Origin of the sequence: Allobosea sp. (assembly GCF_035999205.1) — a bacterium.
In the GTDB taxonomy this organism is placed as follows: domain Bacteria; phylum Pseudomonadota; class Alphaproteobacteria; order Rhizobiales; family Beijerinckiaceae; genus Allobosea.
In genome coordinates this window covers 396,888-417,522 of sequence record NZ_DASYHA010000025.1, presented here as the reverse complement: position 1 = coordinate 417,522, position 20,635 = coordinate 396,888, and the positions used below count along the sequence as shown (strand labels likewise).

General features: G+C 67.2%; 19 protein-coding genes and 1 tRNA gene. 9 read left to right on the top strand and 11 right to left on the bottom strand.

The window, feature by feature from the left end; genetic code table 11:
- Nucleotides 1-27: 27 nt before the first annotated feature.
- Entirely contained in the window at nucleotides 28-1,206 is a 1,179-nt protein-coding gene (cyoA, locus tag VGN82_RS17415) for a ubiquinol oxidase subunit II (protein WP_327528300.1), read from the bottom strand.
- Nucleotides 1,207-1,389: 183 nt separating this feature from the next.
- On the opposite strand from cyoA, the gene VGN82_RS17410 reads away from it, so the two are divergent.
- Entirely contained in the window at nucleotides 1,390-2,727 is a 1,338-nt protein-coding gene (locus VGN82_RS17410; RefSeq protein ID WP_327528299.1) for an MFS transporter, read from the top strand.
- Nucleotide 2,728: 1 nt separating this feature from the next.
- Here the strand turns inward: VGN82_RS17410 and VGN82_RS17405 are convergent, their stop codons facing one another.
- The 3 genes from VGN82_RS17405 to gph all read right to left on the bottom strand — a co-directional run bounded on the left by VGN82_RS17405 (nucleotide 2,729) and on the right by gph (nucleotide 4,116).
- On the bottom strand, nucleotides 2,729-3,163 hold the full coding sequence (locus VGN82_RS17405) for a DUF1810 domain-containing protein (RefSeq protein ID WP_327528298.1): 435 nt from the start codon (nucleotides 3,161-3,163) through the stop codon (nucleotides 2,729-2,731).
- Nucleotides 3,164-3,284: 121 nt separating this feature from the next.
- A tRNA-Val gene (locus VGN82_RS17400) sits at nucleotides 3,285-3,359 on the bottom strand.
- Between the two features lie 37 nt (nucleotides 3,360-3,396).
- Nucleotides 3,397-4,116, bottom strand: a complete 720-nt coding sequence (gene gph, locus VGN82_RS17395; protein WP_327528297.1) for a phosphoglycolate phosphatase — start codon at nucleotides 4,114-4,116, stop codon at nucleotides 3,397-3,399.
- Nucleotides 4,117-4,341: 225 nt separating this feature from the next.
- On the opposite strand from gph, the gene VGN82_RS17390 reads away from it, so the two are divergent.
- From VGN82_RS17390 to VGN82_RS17375, 4 genes are all read left to right on the top strand, one after another.
- Nucleotides 4,342-4,683, top strand: coding sequence for a hypothetical protein (locus VGN82_RS17390; RefSeq protein WP_327529168.1), 342 nt, complete (start codon nucleotides 4,342-4,344; stop codon nucleotides 4,681-4,683).
- A gap of 138 nt (nucleotides 4,684-4,821) precedes the next feature.
- Nucleotides 4,822-6,273: an NAD-dependent succinate-semialdehyde dehydrogenase gene (locus VGN82_RS17385; RefSeq protein ID WP_327528296.1), complete on the top strand. Its 1,452-nt coding sequence runs from the start codon at nucleotides 4,822-4,824 to the stop codon at nucleotides 6,271-6,273.
- Nucleotides 6,270-6,971 carry a ribose-5-phosphate isomerase RpiA gene (gene rpiA, locus VGN82_RS17380; protein ID WP_327528295.1) on the top strand — a complete coding sequence of 234 codons (702 nt, stop codon included), beginning with the start codon at nucleotides 6,270-6,272 and terminating at the stop codon, nucleotides 6,969-6,971. Before VGN82_RS17385 ends, rpiA begins: the two co-directional genes overlap by 4 nt.
- A 242-nt stretch (nucleotides 6,972-7,213) precedes the next feature.
- Entirely contained in the window at nucleotides 7,214-7,732 is a 519-nt protein-coding gene (locus tag VGN82_RS17375) for a DUF2059 domain-containing protein (RefSeq protein ID WP_327529167.1), read from the top strand.
- An 80-nt stretch (nucleotides 7,733-7,812) separates the two neighbouring features.
- On the opposite strand, the gene VGN82_RS17370 is transcribed toward VGN82_RS17375, so the two are convergent.
- Together VGN82_RS17370 and VGN82_RS17365 are read right to left on the bottom strand one after the other, a co-directional pair.
- Nucleotides 7,813-9,237, bottom strand: a complete 1,425-nt coding sequence (locus tag VGN82_RS17370) for an APC family permease (protein WP_327528294.1) — start codon at nucleotides 9,235-9,237, stop codon at nucleotides 7,813-7,815.
- A 104-nt stretch (nucleotides 9,238-9,341) separates the two neighbouring features.
- Entirely contained in the window at nucleotides 9,342-10,286 is a 945-nt protein-coding gene (locus VGN82_RS17365; RefSeq protein ID WP_327528293.1) for a 2-hydroxyacid dehydrogenase, read from the bottom strand.
- A 194-nt stretch (nucleotides 10,287-10,480) separates the two neighbouring features.
- Here VGN82_RS17365 and VGN82_RS17360 point away from each other — a divergent pair, with 194 nt between their 5' ends.
- Entirely contained in the window at nucleotides 10,481-11,515 is a 1,035-nt protein-coding gene (locus VGN82_RS17360) for an NAD-dependent epimerase/dehydratase family protein (protein WP_327528292.1), read from the top strand.
- Between the two features lie 7 nt (nucleotides 11,516-11,522).
- Here VGN82_RS17360 and VGN82_RS17355 read toward each other — a convergent pair whose 3' ends face one another.
- The 3 genes from VGN82_RS17355 to VGN82_RS17345 all read right to left on the bottom strand — a co-directional run bounded on the left by VGN82_RS17355 (nucleotide 11,523) and on the right by VGN82_RS17345 (nucleotide 14,580).
- Entirely contained in the window at nucleotides 11,523-13,022 is a 1,500-nt protein-coding gene (locus VGN82_RS17355; RefSeq protein WP_327528291.1) for a tripartite tricarboxylate transporter permease, read from the bottom strand.
- A gap of 12 nt (nucleotides 13,023-13,034) precedes the next feature.
- The gene (locus VGN82_RS17350; protein WP_327528290.1) at nucleotides 13,035-13,514 is read right to left on the bottom strand and encodes a tripartite tricarboxylate transporter TctB family protein; all 480 of its coding nucleotides are present in this window, start codon (nucleotides 13,512-13,514) and stop codon (nucleotides 13,035-13,037) included.
- A gap of 103 nt (nucleotides 13,515-13,617) precedes the next feature.
- On the bottom strand, nucleotides 13,618-14,580 hold the full coding sequence (locus VGN82_RS17345) for a Bug family tripartite tricarboxylate transporter substrate binding protein (RefSeq protein WP_327528289.1): 963 nt from the start codon (nucleotides 14,578-14,580) through the stop codon (nucleotides 13,618-13,620).
- Between the two features lie 224 nt (nucleotides 14,581-14,804).
- Between VGN82_RS17345 and VGN82_RS17340 the strand changes: the two genes are divergently transcribed.
- Both VGN82_RS17340 and gor read left to right on the top strand, forming a co-directional pair.
- A complete protein-coding gene (locus tag VGN82_RS17340) occupies nucleotides 14,805-16,070 on the top strand; it encodes an O-antigen ligase family protein (protein WP_327528288.1) in 1,266 nt (421 codons plus the stop codon).
- Nucleotides 16,071-16,079: 9 nt separating this feature from the next.
- Nucleotides 16,080-17,447, top strand: coding sequence for a glutathione-disulfide reductase (gor, locus tag VGN82_RS17335; RefSeq protein ID WP_327528287.1), 1,368 nt, complete (start codon nucleotides 16,080-16,082; stop codon nucleotides 17,445-17,447).
- A gap of 148 nt (nucleotides 17,448-17,595) precedes the next feature.
- Here the strand turns inward: gor and VGN82_RS17330 are convergent, their stop codons facing one another.
- A complete protein-coding gene (locus VGN82_RS17330) occupies nucleotides 17,596-17,985 on the bottom strand; it encodes a RidA family protein (RefSeq protein ID WP_327528286.1) in 390 nt (129 codons plus the stop codon).
- A gap of 242 nt (nucleotides 17,986-18,227) precedes the next feature.
- On the opposite strand from VGN82_RS17330, the gene VGN82_RS17325 reads away from it, so the two are divergent.
- Nucleotides 18,228-19,613: a class II 3-deoxy-7-phosphoheptulonate synthase gene (locus tag VGN82_RS17325; RefSeq protein ID WP_327528285.1), complete on the top strand. Its 1,386-nt coding sequence runs from the start codon at nucleotides 18,228-18,230 to the stop codon at nucleotides 19,611-19,613.
- Nucleotides 19,614-19,694: 81 nt separating this feature from the next.
- Here VGN82_RS17325 and VGN82_RS17320 read toward each other — a convergent pair whose 3' ends face one another.
- A complete protein-coding gene (locus tag VGN82_RS17320) occupies nucleotides 19,695-20,591 on the bottom strand; it encodes an outer membrane protein (RefSeq protein ID WP_327528284.1) in 897 nt (298 codons plus the stop codon).
- Nucleotides 20,592-20,635 lie beyond the last annotated feature (44 nt).

The window sequence follows — 20,635 nt, the reverse complement described above, 5'->3', positions numbered from 1 at the left end:
GGAAGCGTTGGTCACGGGAAACTCGCTTCAGGAATTGGATGGCCGGGCCTGGCTCAGCAGCTCGGAGAAGCTCTGCGGCCGGCGAGGGGCGAGGGCGGGGAGCGGCAGTCCGAGGCCGCGCATCGGGGTGAGGTCGCGCGGCGTCGTGTCGGCCGGCACCTGCGCCATCATGGCCTTGGCTTCCTCGACCGTGCAGATCGAGGCGATGTAACCCGGCTGCAATCCGAAGGGAGCTTCGCCGCCGCGGCGGCTGTACTTGTCGTAGGCGAGCGGCAGCGTGGTGTGGATGCCGGCGAGTCCCAGCCCGCCCTTGGCGTCGAGCGCCATCATTTCGCTCATGCACATCTTGCCGGGCTGGACGCAGAGATTGCGGATCAGGTCGAAGAGCTTGGGCTCGGTCGCTGCGAAGAACTTGACCGGCACGTTCTCGCTCGGGCGCTCGAGTTCGAGGTAGGCGGCCCGGTCGAGCGTCCCGCCCGCCGCCTTCGCCTTGGCGACCCAGCCGGCGAAATCGCCCTCCGACAAGCCGAGGAAGCCGAAGCGCATGCCTGAGAAGCCGGCGCCGCTGTAGTTTGCCGAGAAGCCCTGGTAGCGGCCGGGATGGTTGATCACGGCATGGAGCCGCGTCTGCATCGCCGGCATCGCATAGATCATTCCGGCCAGGGCGGGGATGTAGAACGAGTTCATCACCGATGAGGCGGTGATGCGGAAATGGATCGGCCGGTCGACTGGCGCGGCAAGTTCGTTGACCGTCGCGATGCCCTGTTCGGGGTAGATGAACAGCCATTTCCAGTCGAGCGCGACGACCTCGACCTCCAGCGGCTTGGCAGCCTCCGGAACCGGCCTGCCGGCGGCGATCCGGTCGAGCTTGCGATAGGGGTCGAGCAGATGGGTGCCCATCCAGGTGATCGCGCCGAGCGCGATGATGATCAGAAGCGGCGCCGCCCAGATGACGAGTTCGAGCCCGGTCGAATGATCCCAGTCGGGCTTGTAGGTCGCGTCCCTGTTCGAGGCGCGGTAGCGCCAGGCGAAGAAGATGGTGAGCGCCATCACCGGCACGATGATCAGCAGCATCAGCACGGTCGAGATCACGACCAGGTCGCGCTGCTGGGCGGCGATATCCCCCGCAGGCGCCATGACGACCATGTTGCAGCCGCCGAGGAACGCGAGGAGCGGGATCAGGGCGACGAGACGCAGACGGTTCAAGGCGTTCACCTTTCGCAAGGCTGTGACGGCGAGACCGTTAGCTGCAATGCAGCAAAGGCGACATAGGGCAATTTGCCCTATGTCGCGTTCCTGTCCGATAATGCACTACCGGCGCCGCCACGGCAAAGCGCTGCGGCTCCGCGTTTCCTGCAACCATGCGCGACGGTGCAGACCATGGCCCAGATGTCGACGACGCAAGTGCCGTCCACGGCGGAACGTGATTCCAGCCATCTGAGCGAGGCGCATGGCGCGGTGAACCCCGGTGAGATGGCGATCGGCGTCATCATCGGCCGCACCTCCGAGTTCTTTGACTTCTTCGTCTATGCGATCGCTTCGGTCATCGTGTTCCCCAAGCTGGTCTTCTCTTTTGCCGACCCGCTGACCGGAACGCTGTATTCCTTTGCGATCTTCGCGCTCGCCTTCATCGCGCGCCCCATCGGCACGGTGATTTTCACCGCCATCGACCGCAAGATCGGCAAGAGCGCCAAGCTCACCCTTGCCCTGTTCCTGCTCGGCATCTCCACCTGCTCCATCGGCTTCCTGCCGGGCTATGAGCGGATCGGCATCGCCTCCGTCTGGCTGCTGGCACTGGCGCGCATCGGCCAGGGCGTCGCGCTGGGCGGCACCTGGGATGGGCTCGCATCGCTTTTGGCGCTCAACGCGCCGCACCGCCATCGCGGCTGGTATGCGATGATCCCGCAGCTTGGCGCGCCTTTCGGACTGATCGTCGCAAGCGGGCTCTTCGCCTTCTTCGTCGGCAACCTCTCGGCCGAAGATTTCTACGATTGGGGCTGGCGCTATCCGTTCTTCGTCGCCTTCGCCATCAACGTCGTCGCCCTGTTCGCAAGGCTGCGCATGGTGGTGACGCCGGACTATCAGAAGCTCTTCGAGACCCGCGAGCTGCAACCGGCCAAGATCAGCGACACGCTGCGGGCGGAGGGGCAACATGTCCTGATCGGCGCCTTCGCGCCGCTGGCGAGTTTTGCCATGTTCCACATGGTCACGGTGTTTCCGCTTTCCTGGGTCTATCTGTTCACGCAGGAAGGTCCGGCCCGCTTCCTCGTCATCGAGGCCGTCGGCGCGGTCTTCGGCGCCCTGGCGATCGTCGCCTCGGGCATGATCGCCGACAGGATAGGCCGGCGCGCCCTGCTCGGTGGCTGCGCCATCGCCATCGCCGTCTTCAGCGGCTTCGCGCCGCAGCTCCTTGATGGCGGCTTCCTCGGCGAGATCGTCTTCATGATCGGTGGCTTCATCCTGCTCGGCCTGTCCTTCGGACAATCCTCGGGCTCCGTCGCCTCCGCCTTCTCGCCGGTCTATCGCTATACCGGCTCGGCCCTGACGTCGGACCTCGCCTGGCTCTTCGGCGCAGGCTTCGCGCCGCTCGCGGCGCTCGTGCTCTCCACCCGCTTCGGGCTGATCTCCGCCGGCGCCTATCTGCTCTCGGGTGCGGTCGTCACGCTGCTCGCGCTCAGGCTGAACCGCCAGTGGGAGATGCGACGCGCCGACGAGGAGCGCGGCTGAGCTAGCGCTCTCGCTGCAGCAGCGCGACCGTCCGCGCGTCCATCTGCCCGGCGCAGCAGTACTGGATGGCCTGATCGAACAGGTTGGGCCTCTCGGGGGCGGCGATTGCGAACAGCGTCATGCTGGACGTGAACTTCATGTCGTCAGGCGAGCCGAATATCTCGCGCGGGCTCCGGTTCTCGACCGCCAACACAGCCTGCGTACAGCGCTGCAGCCGCTCACCGAGCAGCGGATGCGCCAGATAGGCGCGGGCCTCTTCCAGGCCGGACAGCCCGAAATGCTCCGAGGTCGGCGAAAGGCCGAGGCCACGCAGCTGCGGAAACACGAACCACATCCAGTGGCTGCGCTTGCGGCCGGCACGGAGTTCGGCCAGCGCCGAGTCGAAGACGGGAGCTTGCGCCGATACGAAGCGCTGGAGGTCGAACGCGTCGCTCATTCCCGAAAGGTGGAGCGGCCGCGTGGCTATGCAAGGGGGCGCGGCGACAGCGCCGATCGCCTGGCCGCGTATGGGCGACCCACGGAAGCGGGCGCATAGCGGCGATGTCTGGGAGATGCGGTGGTGGGCGACACAGGGATCGAACCTGTGACCACTCCCGTGTGAAGGGAGTGCTCTACCGCTGAGCTAGTCGCCCGCACCGGCGCCTCTCCTAGTCGGCGCGGGCGGTGGCGTCAAGAATGAGCCGCGACCTTGCTGTGGGCAGAGATGTTGCGCTCGCCGAGCACCGCGCGAACGGCTTCGGGCAGGGCGTCGAAATGCTGGATGATCAGGTCGGGCTCCAGCGTCTCGATCGGCACGTCCGTATAGCCGAAGGGCACGCAGATCGTCGGAATGCCGGCGGCGCGCGCCGTCGAGATGTCGGTGCGCGAATCGCCGATCATCACCGCGCGGGTCGGATCGGCCCCTGCCGCCTCGATCGTCAGGGTCAGGTGCCTCGGATCAGGCTTGTGGAACGCGAAGCTGTCGCGCCCTGCAACGGCTGCGAAGCGATGCGAGATCTTGAAGTGGTCGAGGATCAGCCGCGTATGCAGGATCGGCTTGTTCGTGCAGACGGCGAGCGCGTAGCCTTCGGCCGCGAGCGCATCGAGGGCGTCCAGCACGCCGTCGAAGAGATAGCTGTTGGACGCGACGTCCTCGGCATAGATCAGCAGGAAATCCTGGAACAGCCGCTCCAGCGTCTCTTGGTCAAGCGGTCGCCCGGAGACCTTGAAGCCACGCTCGATCAGGGCGCGCGCCCCGGCGCCGACCAGCTCGCGGGCGCGCTCCAGCGGCAGTGCCGGCAGGCCTTCGCGTTGCAGGATGACGTTCAGCGTGCGCATGATGTCGGGCGCGGTTTCGGCGAGCGTGCCGTCGAGATCGAAGACGACGATGGGGGGCAGGCTCATCTGCATGGCTCTCCTGGCGCGACGCGGAGCTTGCTTAAAGGCAGTTCTGGCCGGCTTGGCAAGCGCGGGCCAGCAAGCGAGGTCCGGGAAAATCGGGCCGCAAGCAAGGTTCGGCGAACGGTCTCTGCAAGCGGGGTAGGGGAGATCATCCGCCCGGCCAATGATGCTATCCTCCGCTCGATTCGTGGAAGGAATGGTGCGGTGTCGAAATCCCTCGGACGATTGGCTGGCATGGCTGTCGGCGGCTGGCTTGCGCTTGGCGGGGTGGCTCTGGCCGCGCCCTTCGAATTCGCGCCCGCGCCGCAGACCGATCTCAATCGCGTCTATCGCATCGACAAGGCCACCGGCGAGGTGGCGGCCTGCCAGTTCCAGCTCAAGGAAGGCGGCGTCGGCGTTACCGTGTGCTTCCCGGCCGGCGAGGGGGCAGGTCCGCAGGCGCCGAGCGACTACACGCTGATGCCGTCGCGCCATGAGCGCGAGGGCGGCATCTTCCGGGTCAATATCCGCACCGGTGAGATGAGCATCTGCTACGTCTTCGACGACAAGACCGTGTGCACGGCCCAGGCGAAGTAGCGGCTGACATAATCCACCGTCCCACGGCACGAAAAGCGCAGGACTTGTCGCCGAGATGCGCCTGCGGCCCGTCGTCAGCGTCGGTCTCGGCATGCTAGAGCAAGCGCGAAATCTCCCTTCGCTTCACGGAAGGCCGCCATGCTCAAGCTCAACGATCCGTCTCTTCTGAAGTCGCAGTGCTTTGTCGACGGCGTCTGGACCGGCGAGGGTGTCGACGTCGTCGACAATCCCGCGACCGGCGAGGTCCTGACGAAGGTGCCGCGGTTCGGCGAGGCCGAAACCACCGCCGCCGTCGAGGCGGCCTCGCGGGCCTTCAAGCCCTGGGCCAAGAAGTCGGCCAAGGAGCGCTCGGCGATCCTGCGCAAATGGTTCGATCTGATCATGGCGAACCAGGAAGACCTGGCGCAGATCATGACCGCCGAACAGGGCAAGCCGCTGACCGAGTCGCGCGGCGAGGTCGCCTACGCTGCCTCCTTCGTCGAGTTCTATGCGGAAGAGGCCAAGCGCATCTATGGCGAGACGATTCCCTCGCCCTTCCCGAATTCGCGCATCATCGTCCAGAAGCAGCCGGTCGGCGTCTGCGCCGCGATCACGCCCTGGAACTTCCCGGCCGCGATGATCACCCGCAAGTGCTCGCCGGGCCTCGCAGCCGGCTGCACCTTCGTGGTCAAGCCGGCGCCCGACACGCCGCTGACCGCGCTGGCGCTGATGGAGCTCGCGATCCGCGCCGGCTTCCCCAAGGGCGTGCTTAACATCGTCACCGGTGATGCGGTCGCGATCGGCAAGGTGATGACCTCGCATCCGGCGGTGCGCTTCATCGGCTTCACCGGCTCGACCCCGGTCGGCAAGCTGCTGATGCAGCAGGCGGCCACGACCGTGAAGAAGGTCGGCCTGGAGCTCGGCGGCAACGCGCCCTTCATCGTCTTCGACGATGCCGATGTCGACGCCGCCGTGCAGGGCGCCATCGCGGCCAAATTCCGCAACATGGGCCAGACCTGCGTCTGTACCAATCGCCTGTTCGTGCAGGACGGCATCCATGACGAGTTCGTCGCCAAATTCGCCGGCGAGGTCGCCAAGATGAAGGTCGGCAACGGTACCGAGGTCGGCGTCGTCCAGGGCCCGCTGATCAACGAGCGCGCGGTGGAGAAGGTCGAGCGTCACGTCGCCGATGCGGTCAGCAACGGCGCCAAGGTCGTCGTCGGCGGCCACCGTCATGCGCTCGGCCGTACCTTCTACGAGCCGACCGTGCTGTCGGGCGTCACCACGAAGATGCTGGTGACCAATGAAGAGACCTTCGGCCCGGTCGCGCCCGTCTACCGCTTCAAGACCGAGGAGGAAGTCGTCGCGATGGCGAACGACACCCCCTTCGGCCTCGCCGCCTATTTCTACTCGAAGGATCTCGGCCGCGCCTTCCGCGTCGCCGAGGAGCTGGAGTACGGCATGGTCGGCATCAATTCGGCCATCCTGGGCACCGAGGTCGCCCCCTTCGGCGGCGTCAAGGAGTCCGGCCTCGGCCGCGAAGGCTCGCTGCACGGCATGGATGAGTTCGTCGAGATCAAGTACATGCTGATGGGAGGACTGGGCGCGTGACGCAGGACGAACTCAAGCGCCAGGCCGCTGCGCGCGCAGTCGAACTCGTACGCCCGGGCATGCGCCTCGGCCTCGGCACCGGATCGACCGCGAAGCTTTTTGTCGATCTGCTGGGCGAGCGCGTCGCGGCCGGCCTTGACGTGATCTGCGTCGCGACGTCCGAGGCAACCCAGGCGCAGGCGCTTTCCCTCTCGATCCCGATGTCGACGCTCGACGAGACGCCCGAGCTCGACCTCACCGTGGACGGGGCCGATGAACTCGATTCGCAGCTGCGGTTGATCAAGGGCGGCGGTGCGGCGCTGCTGCGCGAGAAGATCGTCGCGGCTGCATCCAAGCGCATGGTGGTGATCGCCGACGAGAGCAAGCTGGTTAAGTGCCTCGGTCGCTTCCCTCTGCCGATCGAGGTCGTCCCCTTCGGGCTCGAGGCGACGCGCCGCGCCGTGCTGGCGGCGACGGCTTCCGCCGGTGCGAGCGGGGATCTCGTCCTGCGCCGCAAGGCCGATGGCAGCGTGCTTCTCACCGATGGCGGCCACTACATCCTCGACGCGCATCTCGGTGAGATCGCCGAGCCCGAGGCGCTTGCGACCGCGTTGGTCGCCGTGCCGGGTGTCGTCGAGCACGGCCTGTTCCTCGGCCTCGCCAAGGCTGCGATCCTTGCCGCCGGCACGGGGCTTACCGTTCTCGGCAGCCTCGACTAGCAGGCTCGCTGCGGTTCCGGCGGATTGCCGCCGGCCCGCCATCGTTTCGCTCGAAAACCGGTTTCCCCTTTGTGCGGCGATGCTCTATGGAGAGCCGCGATGCGCAATGTGGTGCCGGTGCAGGTTTGAGTCGCACCGGACCGGGCGCTAACGAGACCAGCGGGCGGCCGGTATGCCGAGGGCACGAGCCGCAAACCAGAAATGATTGCGCTCAACGGCGCATGATGAAGGGGCCTTACGTGATGATCCGTCACCATTTTGCCGGCGCGGCCGTCAGCCTCGCGCTTCTGCTCGCCGGCCCTGTGCAGGCGCAGACCGCCGCCCAGCCGGCGCAGCCCGACATTCCGCAGAGCCATCTCGCGGCCGGCCGCGACGTCGTCATCGTCTCCGGCCTCGCGGATTCCTTCGATTCGATCTACCTCGAATTCCGCGAGCGCGTCTCGCAGACCGTCAACACGACGCGTCCCGAGGCCCGCAAGGACATGGAGGAGGTCGTCGCGGCCCTGCGGCCCGATGCCGACAAGAAGCGGGAGGAGATCGTGGCGTCCGCTGCCTTCATCTTCGCCAAGCGCATGCCCGAGGCTGATCTCAAGGAGGTCGCGGCCTTCTTCAAGTCGCCGGTCGGACAGCGCTACAATGCAGCGCGTCCGCGCGCGATCGACGAGATCTACGCGCTGCTCCAGCCCTGGAGCATGCAGACCAGCAACTTCCTGTTCGACCGCTTCAGCGAGGAAATGCGCAAGCGCGGCCACCAGATGTGAGCTGCCGCAGCCGCCATCGTGCAACCTGACAGAAAGCCGCCGGCCAGGAGCCGGCGGCTTTTTCGTTGGGCACGGCGCTCTCAGTTCATCGGCCCGACGCGTCCGAAATCGTCCGGGTCCGGTGCGCTCGGTTGCTCGCCCGTGGCGCGGTTGACCATGACGGTCACGATCCAGAGAACGATTCCGATGCCGATGAGCACGCCTGCGATCTGATACTGGACCGGGTCGCGACCGGTCCACGGGCCGGCGAAGAAGGCGCAGGCCAGCGCCCCCAGGATCGGCAGCACGGTTGGTGTCCGGAAATGGTCATGCTCGACCCGGTCCTTGCGTAGGACCAGAACGGCGATGTTGACGACGGTGAAGACGCAGAGGAGCAGCAGCGCAGTCGTGCCGCCGAGCGCCGGAACCTCGCCGACGAAGGTGATCAGCGCGAAGGCGAGCAATGTGGTGAAGCCGATCGCGACATAGGGCGTGCGCCTCGTCGCATGGACCTTGCCGAGCACGGGTGGCAGCACATGCTCGCGGCTCATGCCATAGACCAGCCGGCTCGCCATCAGCATGTTGATCAGCGCGCTGTTGGCGACGGCGAACATGGTGATGAAACCGAAGATCCAGATCGGGAAGTTCGGCGCTCCTGCCTGCACCACCTTGAGCAGCGGCGTCTCGCCCTCGCCGAGCTGCTCGGGCGGCACCAGTGTGATCGCCGAGATCGAGACCAGGACATAGATCAGCCCGGTGATGATCAGGCCCGCCAGCAGCACCTTCGGGAAGATGTGGCTCGGATCCTTGCACTCCTCGGCCATGTTGACCGAATCCTCGAAGCCGACCATCGCGAAGAAGGCGAGCGTTGTCGCCGCGATCACCGGCCAGAAGGCACCGGCGTCGCCTGCGGTCTTGAATTCGAGCACGCGCGAGACGTCGCCCTGGCCGCCCATGATCGCCATCATGCCGATCGTGATGATGATCAGCAGGCCTGTCAGCTCGACGCAGGTCAGAACGACATTGGCCTTCACGCTCTCGCCGACGCCGCGCAGATTGACTGCCGCGACCAGCGCCATGAAGCCGAGCCCGATGGCGGTGATGCCAAAAGTGCCGGCAAGCCCGAGATTGAGGGCGCTCGACATGTTGGCCGCGAACGCCCGCGAAGCCGTCGAGGCCGAGGTTATCCCCGAGCACATCACCGCAAAGGCGACGATGAAGGTGATGAAATGGATGCCGAACGCCTTGTGGGTGTAGAGCGCCGCGCCGGCTGCCTTCGGGTACTTGGTGACGAGTTCGAGGTAGCTGAAGGCCGTCACTAGCGCGACGATGAACGCCACGAGGAAGGGCAGCCAGACCACGCCGCCGACCTGCTTGGCGACCTGTCCGGTCAGCGCATAGATGCCGGTTCCGAGGATGTCTCCGACGATGAAGAGCAGCAGCAGCCACGGGCCCATGACCCGGTGCAGGCTGGGTTCTGCTTGTGGCGCACTGACGGTGATCGGGGTTCCTGCGATGTCGCTCATGGCTCGCCCTCGCTCCGCCGGCATCCGGGGCCGGCTGAGAAGCAACACAGTCGCGCCACAATTGTTCACGCGCAGGCGGGCTGCGCCCGCGGCAGGACAGGCCCTTAGGCCATGTCGCGCATTTCAGGCACCGGCGTCTCCAGCCGCCGGCCGTCGAACCAGCCGCGAATATTGCGGATGATGAGCTCCGCACTGAGGGTCTGCGCTTCCGGCGCTCCACCGCCGACATGCGGTGTCAGGACGACATTGGCCAGGTTGCGCAAGGATTCGGGCACTCCGGGTTCGTTCTCGAACACGTCGAGCCCCGCGCCGGCGATGCTGCCGGCGCGCAGCGCCGCGACCAGCGCCTCGGTATCGACCGTGCTGCCACGTCCGACATTGACGAAGAAGCCGGCGGAGCCCAGCGCCTCGAACACCTCGGCGCCGATCAGGTGGAAGGTCGAGTCGTCGCCGGGCAGGGCACAGATCAGGAAATCGACCGCCTCGGCCAGCGCCGCCGGAGTCGGCAGGCGCGTCGCACCGGGAAAATCCTTGGCGCTGCGGGAGTAGTAGCTCACCGACATGCCGAATCCGGCCGCACGGCGCGCGATGCCCTGGCCGATCCCGCCGAAGCCCAGCACGCCGAGGCGCTTGCCCGCGAGCATCGGACGGGATGTCAGGCCTTCGCGCCAGCCGCCCGAGCGCGCGACCGCGTCACCGCGCGGGACATCCCTGACGACGGCCAGCAGCAGCGCCATCGCGTGGTCGGCGACGACGGGCGCATTGATGCCGGCGCCGTGCGTGACGGGGATTCCCCGCTCGCGGGCTGCTTCGAGGTCGATGCTCTCATAACCTGTGCCGACCGTGCAGATCAGCTTGAGTGCGGGCAGGGCGGCGATCTCGGCCCGGCTCGCCCCGGCGCTGCCCGAGGTGACGAGCACCTCGACCTTCCCGGCGATCTCGGCCGGAAGCCGGTCGAGCGGCAGATCGAGGTCGTGGACCGTGAACTCCCGCTGCAGCCGCTCGATGTAGGAGGGGAAGCGTTCCTTGAAGACGATGTGGACGGTCATGGCAGCTCGCAGAGACTGAGGCAGATTGCCATCACCCATAACCAAGCTGCGTACCAACCGGCGCGCTCGCGGTGCAGGGTGGACTCGCGCCTGCCTCATGCCCATCGCTGCGCTTTGCACCTGCGGCGGCTCTTTCGTGGCGGGCCGGTTTCGGCCTATCTGCACCGACCCCGCCTGTGCCCTCCGGAGAAGCCATGCCGTCCGAACGCATCCTTGTCACCGGTGGGGCAGGCTTCCTCGCCGGCCACTGCATCCTGGCGCTCCTGCGGGCCGGCTACGCCGTGCGCACGACGCTGCGCGACCCGGCCCGGGAGCAGGCATTGCGGGCCATGCTGGCTGGCGCCGGGGTCGAGACGGCCGGTCGGCTCGACACGGCCGTGGCCGATCTGACCGCCGATGACGGCTGGGCGCAGGCCGCTGCCGGCTGCGACGCGGCGCTCCATGTCGCCTCGCCGCTGCCCGCGGGCGCACCGCGCGATGAGGACGAGCTGATCCGCCCGGCGCGGGAAGGCACGCTGCGTGTGCTGCGCGCGGCGAGGGCAGCCGGGATGCGCCGTGTCGTGCTTACCTCTTCCTTCGCCGCGATCGGCTACGGCAAGCACCTCGCACGCCCCTACACCGAGAGCGACTGGACGGACCCGACCTTGCCTGGCCTCGCCGCCTACCCGAAGTCGAAGACATTGGCCGAGCGCGCGGCCTGGGATTTCGTCGATGGCGAGGGCGGGGGGCTGGAGCTTGCCGTGGTCAATCCCGTCGGCATTTTCGGCCCGCTGCTCGCCCCGGACCTGTCGGCCTCGATCCTGCTGATCAGGAGCATGCTCGAGGGCAAGCTTCCTGCCCTGCCGAGGCTGATGTTTGGCGTCGTGGATGCCCGCGACGTCGCCGATCTGCATCTGCGCGCTCTGACGGACCCGGCCGCTGCAGGCGAGCGCTTCATCGCCACGGCGGGCGATTTTCTGACCATGCAGGAGATCGCGCTGGCCCTGCGCGATCGGCTCGGCCCGGCCGCCGACAAGGTCTCGACACGCGTGCTTCCGGATTGGCTGGTGCGCTTCGTCGCCCGCTTCAGCGCCGCGGCGAGGCAGGCGGCGACGCCGGAACTCGGCCGCAGCAAGACCGCCTCCAGCGCCAAGGCTCGCGCCATGCTGGGCTGGGAGCCGCGGCCGGCGGTGGAGGCGCTGGCCGCGACGGGGGAGAGCCTGATCCGGCTCGGACTGATCCGCCGCTGACGGGGCCTCAGTCCTCGCTCGCCTTGAACTTGTTCAGCCCCTTCATCACGAAGGGCGCGACGAGAGCGATGAAGGCGAGGCCGAGCAGCGTCGCCGAGCCCGGATTCTCCAGCAGGATCATCGGGTCGCCCAGGCTGATCTGGAGCGCGCGACGCAACTGCGCCTCGGCCATCGGGCCGAGGATGAGCCCAACCACCATCGGCGCGACCGGATAATCGTAGCGCCGCATCAGATAGCCGAGGTAGCCGAACAGGAAGAGCATGCCGAGCTCGACCGGCGAGGCGTTGACGGCGAGCGTGCCCATGGTCGCGAAGACCAGGATGCCCGCATAGAGCCAGGGCTGCGGCACTGCGAGCAGCTTCACCCACAGCCCGATCAGAGGCAGATTCAGGATCACCAGCATGACGTTGGCGATGAACAGCGAGGCGATCAGGCCCCAGACCAGGTCCGGCTTCTCGGCGAAGAGCAGCGGGCCGGGATTCAGCCCGTATTGCTGGAAGCCTGCCAGCATGATCGCCGCTGTCGCCGAGGTCGGCAGGCCGAGCGTCAGCAGCGGGACCAGCGTGCCTGCCGCCGAGGCGTTGTTGGCCGCTTCCGGCCCCGCGACGCCTTCGATGGCGCCCTTGCCGAACTCCTCCGGATACTTGCAGAGCTTCTTCTCGGTCGAATAGCTCAGGAAGGTCGGCACTTCGGCGCCGCCCGCGGGCAGGGCGCCGATCGGGAAGCCATAGGCGGTGCCGCGCAGCCAGGGCGCCCAGGAGCGCTTCCAGTCCTGCTTGCTCATCCACAGCGATCCCTTGATCGGGATGATCTCCTCCGGATCGCGATGACGCTTGGAGGCGACGTAGAGCGCTTCGCCGACCGCGAAGAGGCCGACCGCCAGCGTCGTCACCTCGACGCCGTTCAGCAGCTCGGGAACCCCGAAGGTCAGGCGCGCCTGGCCGGTCAGCTTGTCGATGCCGATCAGGCCGAGCGTGATGCCGAGGAAGAGGCTGGTCAGTCCGCGCAGGGGCGAGTCGCCGAAGGTCGCCGAGACCGTGACAAAGGCGACGATCATGAGGGCGAAGTAGTCCCAGGGGCCGAACTTGATCGCGACCTCGACCAACCAGGGAGCGAGGAAGGCGAGGCCGATCGTGGCGATCAGCCCGGCGACGAAGGAGCCGATCGCGGCCGTCGCCAGCGCCGGGCCGCCGCGCCCGGCCTTGGCCATCTTCGAGCCTTCGAGCGCAGTCGCGAGCGAGGCGCTCTCGCCCGGCGCGTTCAGCAGGATCGCAGTCGTCGATCCCCCGTACATGCCGCCATAATAGATACCGGCGAACATGATCAGCGAGCCCGCCGGGTCGAGCTTGAAGGTCACGGGCAGCAAAAGCGCCACCGTCAACGCCGGGCCGATGCCGGGCAGCACGCCGACGGCCGTGCCGAGGAAGACGCCGATCAGGCAGAACAGCAGCTTGGACGGCTCAAGCGCAACGCTGAAGCCGTTGATGAGCGAAAGTGCGGTTTCCATGAGCGGCGGTCCTCAGAGGAACAGGCGTTCGAGAGGCCCGACCGGCAGGAGCAGGGTCAGGAGCTTTGCGAAGACGAGGAAGATGACCAGGCCGAGCACGAAGCCGATCACGGCATCGACGGCGAGCGCTCGCCGGCCGAAGCCCCGCGCGGTGCATGCGAAGAGGATGGTGATCGCGATGACGAAGCCGGCGCCTGTGGCGATGCAGGCGATCAGGCCGATGAGCCCGGCGACGATCCACATCAGCGCGACGGGGTCGGCATGTTCCGGCTTCGGCAGGCCCTCGCGGAAGGCGACGAAGAGATGCGCCAGTCCGAGCAGCACGAGCCCGAAGCAGGCGACCATCGGCATGGCGGTCGGGCCGAGGCCGTAATTGGAGGTGATCGTCTGCTGCGAGGCGTCGTAATAGACGATGCCTGCAAGGGCGAGCAGCAGGACGCCGACGATGAGGGCGGGCTTGTCGGCTCCGCGTGCCAGTTTTTCGTTCGTCATGACGTTCCCGTCGTCTGGCCGTGCATGCGGGGAAGGGTGGTGCCGAGAGGCACGAAAGGGGGCCGATCTCCCGGCCCCCTCCGTGTGCCTGCTGTGCGACGCCTTACTTTACGAGGCCGACATCCGTCATGACCTTGGCGACGCGCGCCTGCTCTGCCTTCATGAAGGCTTCGAACTCGGCGCCGCCGAGATAGGCGTCGTCCCAGCCGCGAGCCTTCAGGATCTCGGCCCATTCCTTCGACTTGACCATCTTCGAGATCGCGTCCGACAGCGTCTTGGTCTGCTCGGCGCTGAGGCCCGGAGGGGCAACGACCGAGCGCCAGTTCATCAGCTCGAGATTGACGCCGCCCTCCTTGAGGGTCGGAGCGTCCGGCGCATTGGCGAGACGGGCCGAGGACGAGACGCCGACGACGCGCAGCTTGCCCGCCTTGATCTGGCCCTCGAACTCGCCATAGCCGGAAATGCCGGCCGTGACGCGCCCGCCGAGCATCGCCGCGAGGGCTTCGCCGCCGCCCGAGAACGGGATGTAGTTGATCTTCTTGGCGTCGCCGCCGGCAGCCTCGGCGAACAGCGCGGCGAGAATGTGGTCGGCGCCGCCGGCCGAACCGCCGGCCCAGGTCACCTTGGCCGGGTCGGCCTTGACGCGCTCGGCCAGATCCTTGGCGTTCTTGATCGGCGAATCCGCCGGCACGACGATCACCAGGGCCTCGGCCGTCAGGCGCGCGATCGGCGTCGTCTGCGAGAGGTTCACCGGCGACTTGTTGAGCAGGATCGCGCCGACCATGACGAAGCCGTTGACCATGAGCTGATGGCCGTCGCCCTTCGCGCCGATGAGCTGCGCCAGGCCGATCGTGCCGCCGGCGCCGGTCACGTTGGTCACCTGCACGCTCTTGGCGATGCCGGCCGCGGTCAGCGCCTGCTGCATCGAACGCGCCGTGCCGTCCCAGCCTCCGCCGGGCGCGGCGGGCGCCATGATCTTGAGCTCGAGCTGGGCGAAGGCCGCTGTGGAAAGAGCAGCGAGCGCTACAGCAGTAAGAGCCGTGCGCTTCAGGATGGATGTGAGCATGTGAATTTCCTCCGCACGCGGCTTACCCGCGCATCATTTGGCCGCAACCCTGCCTCTGATGGCTGGGCGTGTCATCGTCAATTGCGCATGATTGCATAATCTTGAGTCAAGAGATTTCGCGCGTAGCCGGGCAACTCGCCGCTCCCCGGCCTGCTTCCGTCTGCGTCGGCGCTGCTCGAACAACCGACTGGCCGCTTTCGAGAGGATCGCGTAAGCGCTGCACGATGAGCAGCACCGTACCATCCGCAACCGAAGCCACGCCGACAGGCGATGCGCAGCGCTCGCCGCGGCGGCTCGCCGCGCTGGGCACGGGCCTGCTCGTCCTGATCCCCTTGGCGATGTGGCTGGCGAACCGTTCTGCCCCGCTCGTCCTCGGCCTGGCCGCCGGCTGCTTTGCCGCCTCGGCGATCGTCGCCGAGGGCGCACATCCGTTTCTGGTGCGCCTGCGTGCCTGCCTGCGGGGCCCGGGCGCGCTTGCGCTCTGCGCCTTCGTAGCCTGGTCGCTCGCGACGCTGGCCTGGAGCCATCGCCCTGTGCCGGGGCTCGCAGCTTGGGGCGAGCTGGTGCTGCCGCTGGCCTTTGGCCTGGCGATTGCGGCGAGTGGTCGGTTCCGGCCCGGCATCGATGCCAGCCGCGCGCTCGCGCTGGCGCTCATCGCCGCTGCCGTCTTCATGATGGCTGAGCTTGCGAGCGGCCTCGCGCTGCGGATCTGGCTCGGCATCGGCAAGCAGGAGGGCTTCGTCTTCAATCGCCCGGCGCTGACCTGCCTCGTCCTCTCGGCGGCTGTGCTGCCGGGGCTGCTGCGCCCAGCCGCGATGGGGCGCGACCGACTGCTCGCCTTGCTCGTGCTGCTTGCGCTCGTCGCGCTCGCCTTCCAGTCCGACAGCGGCGCCACCGGTTTCGGGCTCGCCATCATGGCGGTTACCTGGCTCACCGCGCGCGTCCTGCCGCGGCTGACGCTGTCTGCCGTCGCCTTGGGATTTGCTGCGACCATGCTGCTGGCCCCGGTCACCGGCAGGCTCGTCGATGCAAGCCTGCCGCCGGCACTGCACGAGAAGCTGGCGGGCTCGCATACGCGCGAGCGCACCGATATCTGGCTGAGCTTCGGCGAGGCGATTCTGGCGCGGCCCCTCCTGGGCTCGGGCTTCGGCACCTCGTCGACGCTGGATCGGCATCCCGTCGCGCTCGCAGTCTCGCCGCCGCATCGCCCGATGCTCGCGGTCGGGCATCCGCACAGCGCGCCGATGCAGGCCTGGGTCGAGACGGGTGCGGTCGGCGCGGCGCTGCTGGCCTTCGCGGGCTTCGCCTTCCTGTATCGCCTGCGGCATTTGCCGGCGCGCGACCTGGCGCCGCGTCTGGCGTTGACGGCGTCCGCCTTCGCCGTCGCCTCCGTGGCGCATGGCGCGTGGCAGGGCTGGTGGATTGCGGCTCTGGTCGCTGCGGCCATATGGCTGTGGGCTGGCGCAGCGGGACAAGGGCGCGACGGGTAAGAGGACATCATGGCTGAATTCGACGTCGATCTCTTCGTTATCGGGGCGGGCTCCGGCGGAACGCGCGCTGCGCGCATCGCATCCGGCCATGGCGCCCGCGTCATGATCGCAGAGGAGGATCGCATCGGCGGCACCTGCGTCGTCCGAGGCTGCGTGCCCAAGAAGCTCTTCGTCTATGCCAGCCGATTCGCCGAGGATATCGAGGACGCGGCCGGCTTCGGCTGGACGATTGCGAAGCCGAGCTTCGACTGGCCGACCCTGCGTGACGCGGTCGAGGCTGAAGTGACGCGCCTGTCGGGGCTCTATCGCAAGGGCTTGGAGGGCGCTGGCGTCACCATCCGCGAGGAGCGCGCGACGGTGCTCGATGCCCATACGGTGCGCCTGGCCAAGACCGGCGAGACGATCCGCGCGCGGAACATCCTGGTCGCGACGGGGGGCTGGCCGACCTTCGATCCGCCGATTCCAGGTGGCGAGTTCGGTATCTCCTCGAACGAGGTCTTCCATCTGCCAAGCCTGCCGAAGCGCATGCTGGTCGTCGGCGGCGGCTATATCGCGCTCGAATTCGCCAGCGTGTTCGCGCGCCTCGGGGTCGAGGTCACGGTCTTGCATCGCGGCGACAATGTCCTGCGCGGCTTCGATGAGGACATCCGCACCCGCCTGCGCGACGCGCTCGAACATGCCGGCATCCATTTCCGCCTCGGCTGCACGGTCGAGCGCATCGAGCTTCTGCCGGATGGCACGCGCCGCGCCCACTGTGCCAAGGGCGCGCCGATCGACGCGGACGTCGTGCTGGTGGCAACGGGGCGGCGTCCCAACACGGCGGGGCTGGGGCTGGCCGAAGCCGGCGTCGAGCTTGGGCCTCTGGGCGAAGTCCTGGTCGATGCCAGCTCGGCCAGCAATGTGCCGTCGATCCATGCGGTCGGTGACGTCACCAACCGGATCAACCTTACCCCGGTCGCGATCCGCGAGGGGCATGCCTTCGCCGACTCCGTGTTCGGCGGCAAGCCCTGGCAGATGGATCACGGCCTGATCGCTTCGGCGGTCTTCACCACGCCGGAGATCGGCACCGTCGGGTTGTCTGAGGCGCAGGCCGCCGCGGCCGGGCACGAGCTGCGGATCTTCGAAACCGGCTTCCGCCCGATGAAGGCGACGATCTCTGGCCGGGCCGAGCGCATCTACATGAAGCTCGTCGTCGACGCGAAGACGGACAAGGTGCTCGGCGTCCACATCCTCGGCCATGATGCCGGCGAGATCATCCAGGCGGTGGCCATCGCGGTGACGATGGGCGCGACCAAGGCCGATTTCGACCGCACGGTCGCGCTGCATCCGAGCGCGGCCGAGGAACTGGTGACGATGCGGACGCCACGCAAGAGCTGACGAGGAAAGAGCTGACGCCGCACGAGCCGACGCGGGGGTGCGATCTGCTCGATCTCGGCGGCCGGCATGCCCGGCGGCGGCTCCCAGGTTTCTGCTCGCGTTTGGTCGAGCGCTACGGAGAGTGCTGCCAAGGGTATCGCGGGCCCGCTCAGCCGGCGTCGCCGAGATAGGCCGTCGCATCGATCTCGACGAGGCAGTTCGGCGAGCCCAGCCCGTTGACGATGCAGGAGACCCGGTGCGGGGCGGCCTCGCCGAAATTGGCGAAGAAGACCTCGTTCATCGGCTCCCAATAGGCGCGGTCCGTGACGTAGACCGTGCACTTCACCACATCCGCCAGGGTGGCTCCTGCCTCCTCGAGCAATGCCTTGATGTTGTCGATGCATTGCTGCGTCTGGCGCCGCGCATCGCCCAGCGCGTAGTGGCCGTGCAGGTCGGCGCCGACGCAGCAGACGAACATGAAGTCGCCGGCGATCGTCGCCTGCGCGAAGGGCAGGCGGCTCTTGTAGACGCGGTCGGATGAAACGCTGCGTTTCGGCATGGCGGGCCTTCGTGATCTAGCAGGACGATCTGGTCCGGTTGAATCAATCTCTCAGAGAATTGAATCGAAATCTCAGGAGGCGACGCCAAGAGCCCGTTGTGATTCACGAATCGGCTGCACATCTGAGCCGTCATGATCCCATCGCGCTCGTGACGGTGGCCTTCGCTGCGTCATGGGTGTATAGGCCCGCCTTCGCGCTTCAAAGAGGTTAACCAGCGCGGTTCAAGTCAGGAGCAGGACCCATGTCGGAGCGGTGGACGCCCGAGAGCTGGAGGGCAAAGCCCGTTCAGCAGATCCCGGAATATCCGGACCAGGCAGCCCTTAAGGCGGTCGAGCAGCAGCTCGCCGGCTTTCCGCCGCTCGTTTTTGCAGGCGAGGCGCGCAAGCTCAAACGGGCGTTGGGCAAGGTCGCGGCCGGCGAGGCTTTCCTTCTTCAGGGTGGTGACTGCGCCGAGAGCTTCGGCGAGCACTCCGCAGACAACATCCGCGACTTCTTCCGGCTCTTCCTGCAGATGGCGGTGGTGCTGACCTTTGCCGGTGGTTCGCCGGTGGTGAAGGTCGGGCGCATCGCCGGCCAGTTCGCCAAGCCGCGCTCGGCTCCCACCGAAACGATCGGCGGCGTCGAGCTGCCGAGCTACAAGGGCGACATCGTCAACGACAACGCCTTCACCGCGGAAGCGCGTATTCCCGATCCGCGCCGCCAGCTCGAGGCCTATCGCCAGTCGGCCGCGACGCTGAACCTGATCCGCGCCTTCGCGACCGGCGGCTACGCCAACCTCGACAACGCGCATCGCTGGATGCTCGGTTTCGTCAAGGATGCGCCGGCATCGTCGCGCTACAACGAGGTCGCCGAGCGCATCACCGAGGCGCTCGACTTCATGCGCGCCATCGGCATCGATCCCGAGACGCATCCCGAGATGCGCACGACGGATTTCTACACCAGCCACGAGGCGCTTCTGCTCGGCTACGAGCAGGCGATGACGCGCACGGATTCGACCACCGGCGAGTATTACGACACCTCCGGTCACATGCTCTGGATCGGTGATCGCACGCGCCAGATCGACCATGCGCATGTCGAATTCTTCCGCGGCATCAAGAACCCGATCGGCCTGAAATGCGGCCCCTCGACCACGGTCGATGGCCTGCTCAAGCTGATCGAGGTGCTCGATCCGCAGAACCAGCCCGGCCGATTGACGCTGATCGGGCGCTTCGGCGCCGAGAAGGTGTTCGACAACCTGCCGGCGCTGGTGCGCGCCACCAAGCGCGAGGGCCGCAACGTCGTCTGGTCCTGCGACCCGATGCACGGCAATACGGTCAAGGCTGCGAGCGGCTACAAGACCCGGCCGTTCGACCTGATCATGAGCGAGGTGAAGAACTTCTTCGCCGTCCATCAGGCCGAGGGCACCCATGCCGGCGGCCTGCACCTGGAGATGACCGGCAAGAACGTCACCGAATGCACCGGCGGAGCGCGCGGCATGACCGATGCGGACCTGAACGACCGCTACCACACGGTCTGCGATCCGCGCCTCAATGCCGAGCAGGCGCTGGAGCTGGCCTTCCTCGTCGCCGAGTTGGTCAAGCGCGAGCGCGCCGGCCGGGCGCGCCCGGAGGTCGAGGCGGCTGAATAGGCCGCGCCGGCAGCAGCCTCAACGACAAACGAAAAAGCCGGGGCGATGGCCCCGGCTTTTTCATGTTCAGGATCTCTGCCGTCAGAACTTCAGTGCGGCGGCGACGCGTGCGGTGTTGATCGTCGTCGTCGTGCCCTCGACATCGGCGAAGCGGATGAGCTGGTACTCGCCACGTAGGAACAGGTTGTCAGTCAGCGCCCAGTCGACGCCGAGGCCGGCCGCCAGGCCGAAGCCGTAAACGTTCTTTTTGATCTCGCCGACGCGCAGCGGATAGCCGGCGGCGACGACGTTGTTCTCGATCGCACCGGTGACCGGGTTCGTTCTGGTGAAGCGCCAGGTCGCATCGATGGTCGATGCCGTGTTGAACCGCCCGACCGCGGCACCGATCGTGCCGAAGGGCATGATCCGGCCATAGGCCCAGCCCATGCGGATGCGCGCGGTGGCGTAATCCAGAAGTTCGGCGCCCTGGTTGGTCGTCAGCGAGAAGTCGTTGACCGTGCCGTTCGATGTCGTGACGCGTCGGGCGATGTAGTCGGTCAGCAGATATTCGTGGTTCGAGCGTGTGTAGTCGGCTTCGATGCCGAGGATCGCGTCGCCGAAGGACCAGTTGTAGCCGAGGAAGCCGAAATAGGTCGCGCCGCTGTCGCGCTTGGACGGCAGGTTGCTGAGCAGCGTGCCCATGTCGACCTCGTTGCCGAGGACCGTGTTGCGATAGGCGAAGCGCGCGAGGTCCTGCAGACCGTTGCCCGGCTCGAACTTCGTCGAGGATACGCCGGCACCGCCGCCATAGTAGAAGCCGGACCATTTGGCGTTTCCGTCGAAGAATTCAGGCGCCGGCGGGGCGTCCTCGATCTGGGATCCCCGCAGGACGGGGTAGTCGGCGGCATTGGCGGCGGTCGCTGCGCCAAGGACGCAGGCGACGAGCGTGCAGGCGGCGAGGGGGGCTCGGCCCAGCGCTTTGATCTGGCGGGTACGCATGATCGCTTCTCCGAACGGCGGCCGGCAATCGTGCAAGAGCGGCT

Bases quoted from the DNA above. Each gene is read 5' to 3' on its own strand.
- VGN82_RS17350 (WP_327528290.1), bottom strand. From the start codon at position 13,514: ATGACGAACGAAAAACTGGCACGCGGAGCCGACAAGCCCGCCCTCATC.
- VGN82_RS17405 (WP_327528298.1), bottom strand. From the start codon at position 3,163: ATGAGCGACGCGTTCGACCTCCAGCGCTTCGTATCGGCGCAAGCTCCC.
- VGN82_RS17330 (WP_327528286.1), bottom strand. From the start codon at position 17,985: ATGCCGAAACGCAGCGTTTCATCCGACCGCGTCTACAAGAGCCGCCTG.
- VGN82_RS17325 (WP_327528285.1), top strand. From the start codon at position 18,228: ATGTCGGAGCGGTGGACGCCCGAGAGCTGGAGGGCAAAGCCCGTTCAG.
- VGN82_RS17320 (WP_327528284.1), bottom strand. From the start codon at position 20,591: ATGCGTACCCGCCAGATCAAAGCGCTGGGCCGAGCCCCCCTCGCCGCC.
- gph (WP_327528297.1), bottom strand. From the start codon at position 4,116: ATGCAGATGAGCCTGCCCCCCATCGTCGTCTTCGATCTCGACGGCACG.
- VGN82_RS17410 (WP_327528299.1), top strand. From the start codon at position 1,390: ATGTCGACGACGCAAGTGCCGTCCACGGCGGAACGTGATTCCAGCCAT.
- VGN82_RS17385 (WP_327528296.1), top strand. From the start codon at position 4,822: ATGCTCAAGCTCAACGATCCGTCTCTTCTGAAGTCGCAGTGCTTTGTC.
- VGN82_RS17340 (WP_327528288.1), top strand. From the start codon at position 14,805: ATGAGCAGCACCGTACCATCCGCAACCGAAGCCACGCCGACAGGCGAT.
- VGN82_RS17375 (WP_327529167.1), top strand. From the start codon at position 7,214: ATGATCCGTCACCATTTTGCCGGCGCGGCCGTCAGCCTCGCGCTTCTG.
- VGN82_RS17390 (WP_327529168.1), top strand. From the start codon at position 4,342: ATGGCTGTCGGCGGCTGGCTTGCGCTTGGCGGGGTGGCTCTGGCCGCG.
- VGN82_RS17360 (WP_327528292.1), top strand. From the start codon at position 10,481: ATGCCGTCCGAACGCATCCTTGTCACCGGTGGGGCAGGCTTCCTCGCC.
- VGN82_RS17370 (WP_327528294.1), bottom strand. From the start codon at position 9,237: ATGAGCGACATCGCAGGAACCCCGATCACCGTCAGTGCGCCACAAGCA.
- VGN82_RS17355 (WP_327528291.1), bottom strand. From the start codon at position 13,022: ATGGAAACCGCACTTTCGCTCATCAACGGCTTCAGCGTTGCGCTTGAG.
- gor (WP_327528287.1), top strand. From the start codon at position 16,080: ATGGCTGAATTCGACGTCGATCTCTTCGTTATCGGGGCGGGCTCCGGC.
- VGN82_RS17345 (WP_327528289.1), bottom strand. From the start codon at position 14,580: ATGCTCACATCCATCCTGAAGCGCACGGCTCTTACTGCTGTAGCGCTC.
- VGN82_RS17365 (WP_327528293.1), bottom strand. From the start codon at position 10,286: ATGACCGTCCACATCGTCTTCAAGGAACGCTTCCCCTCCTACATCGAG.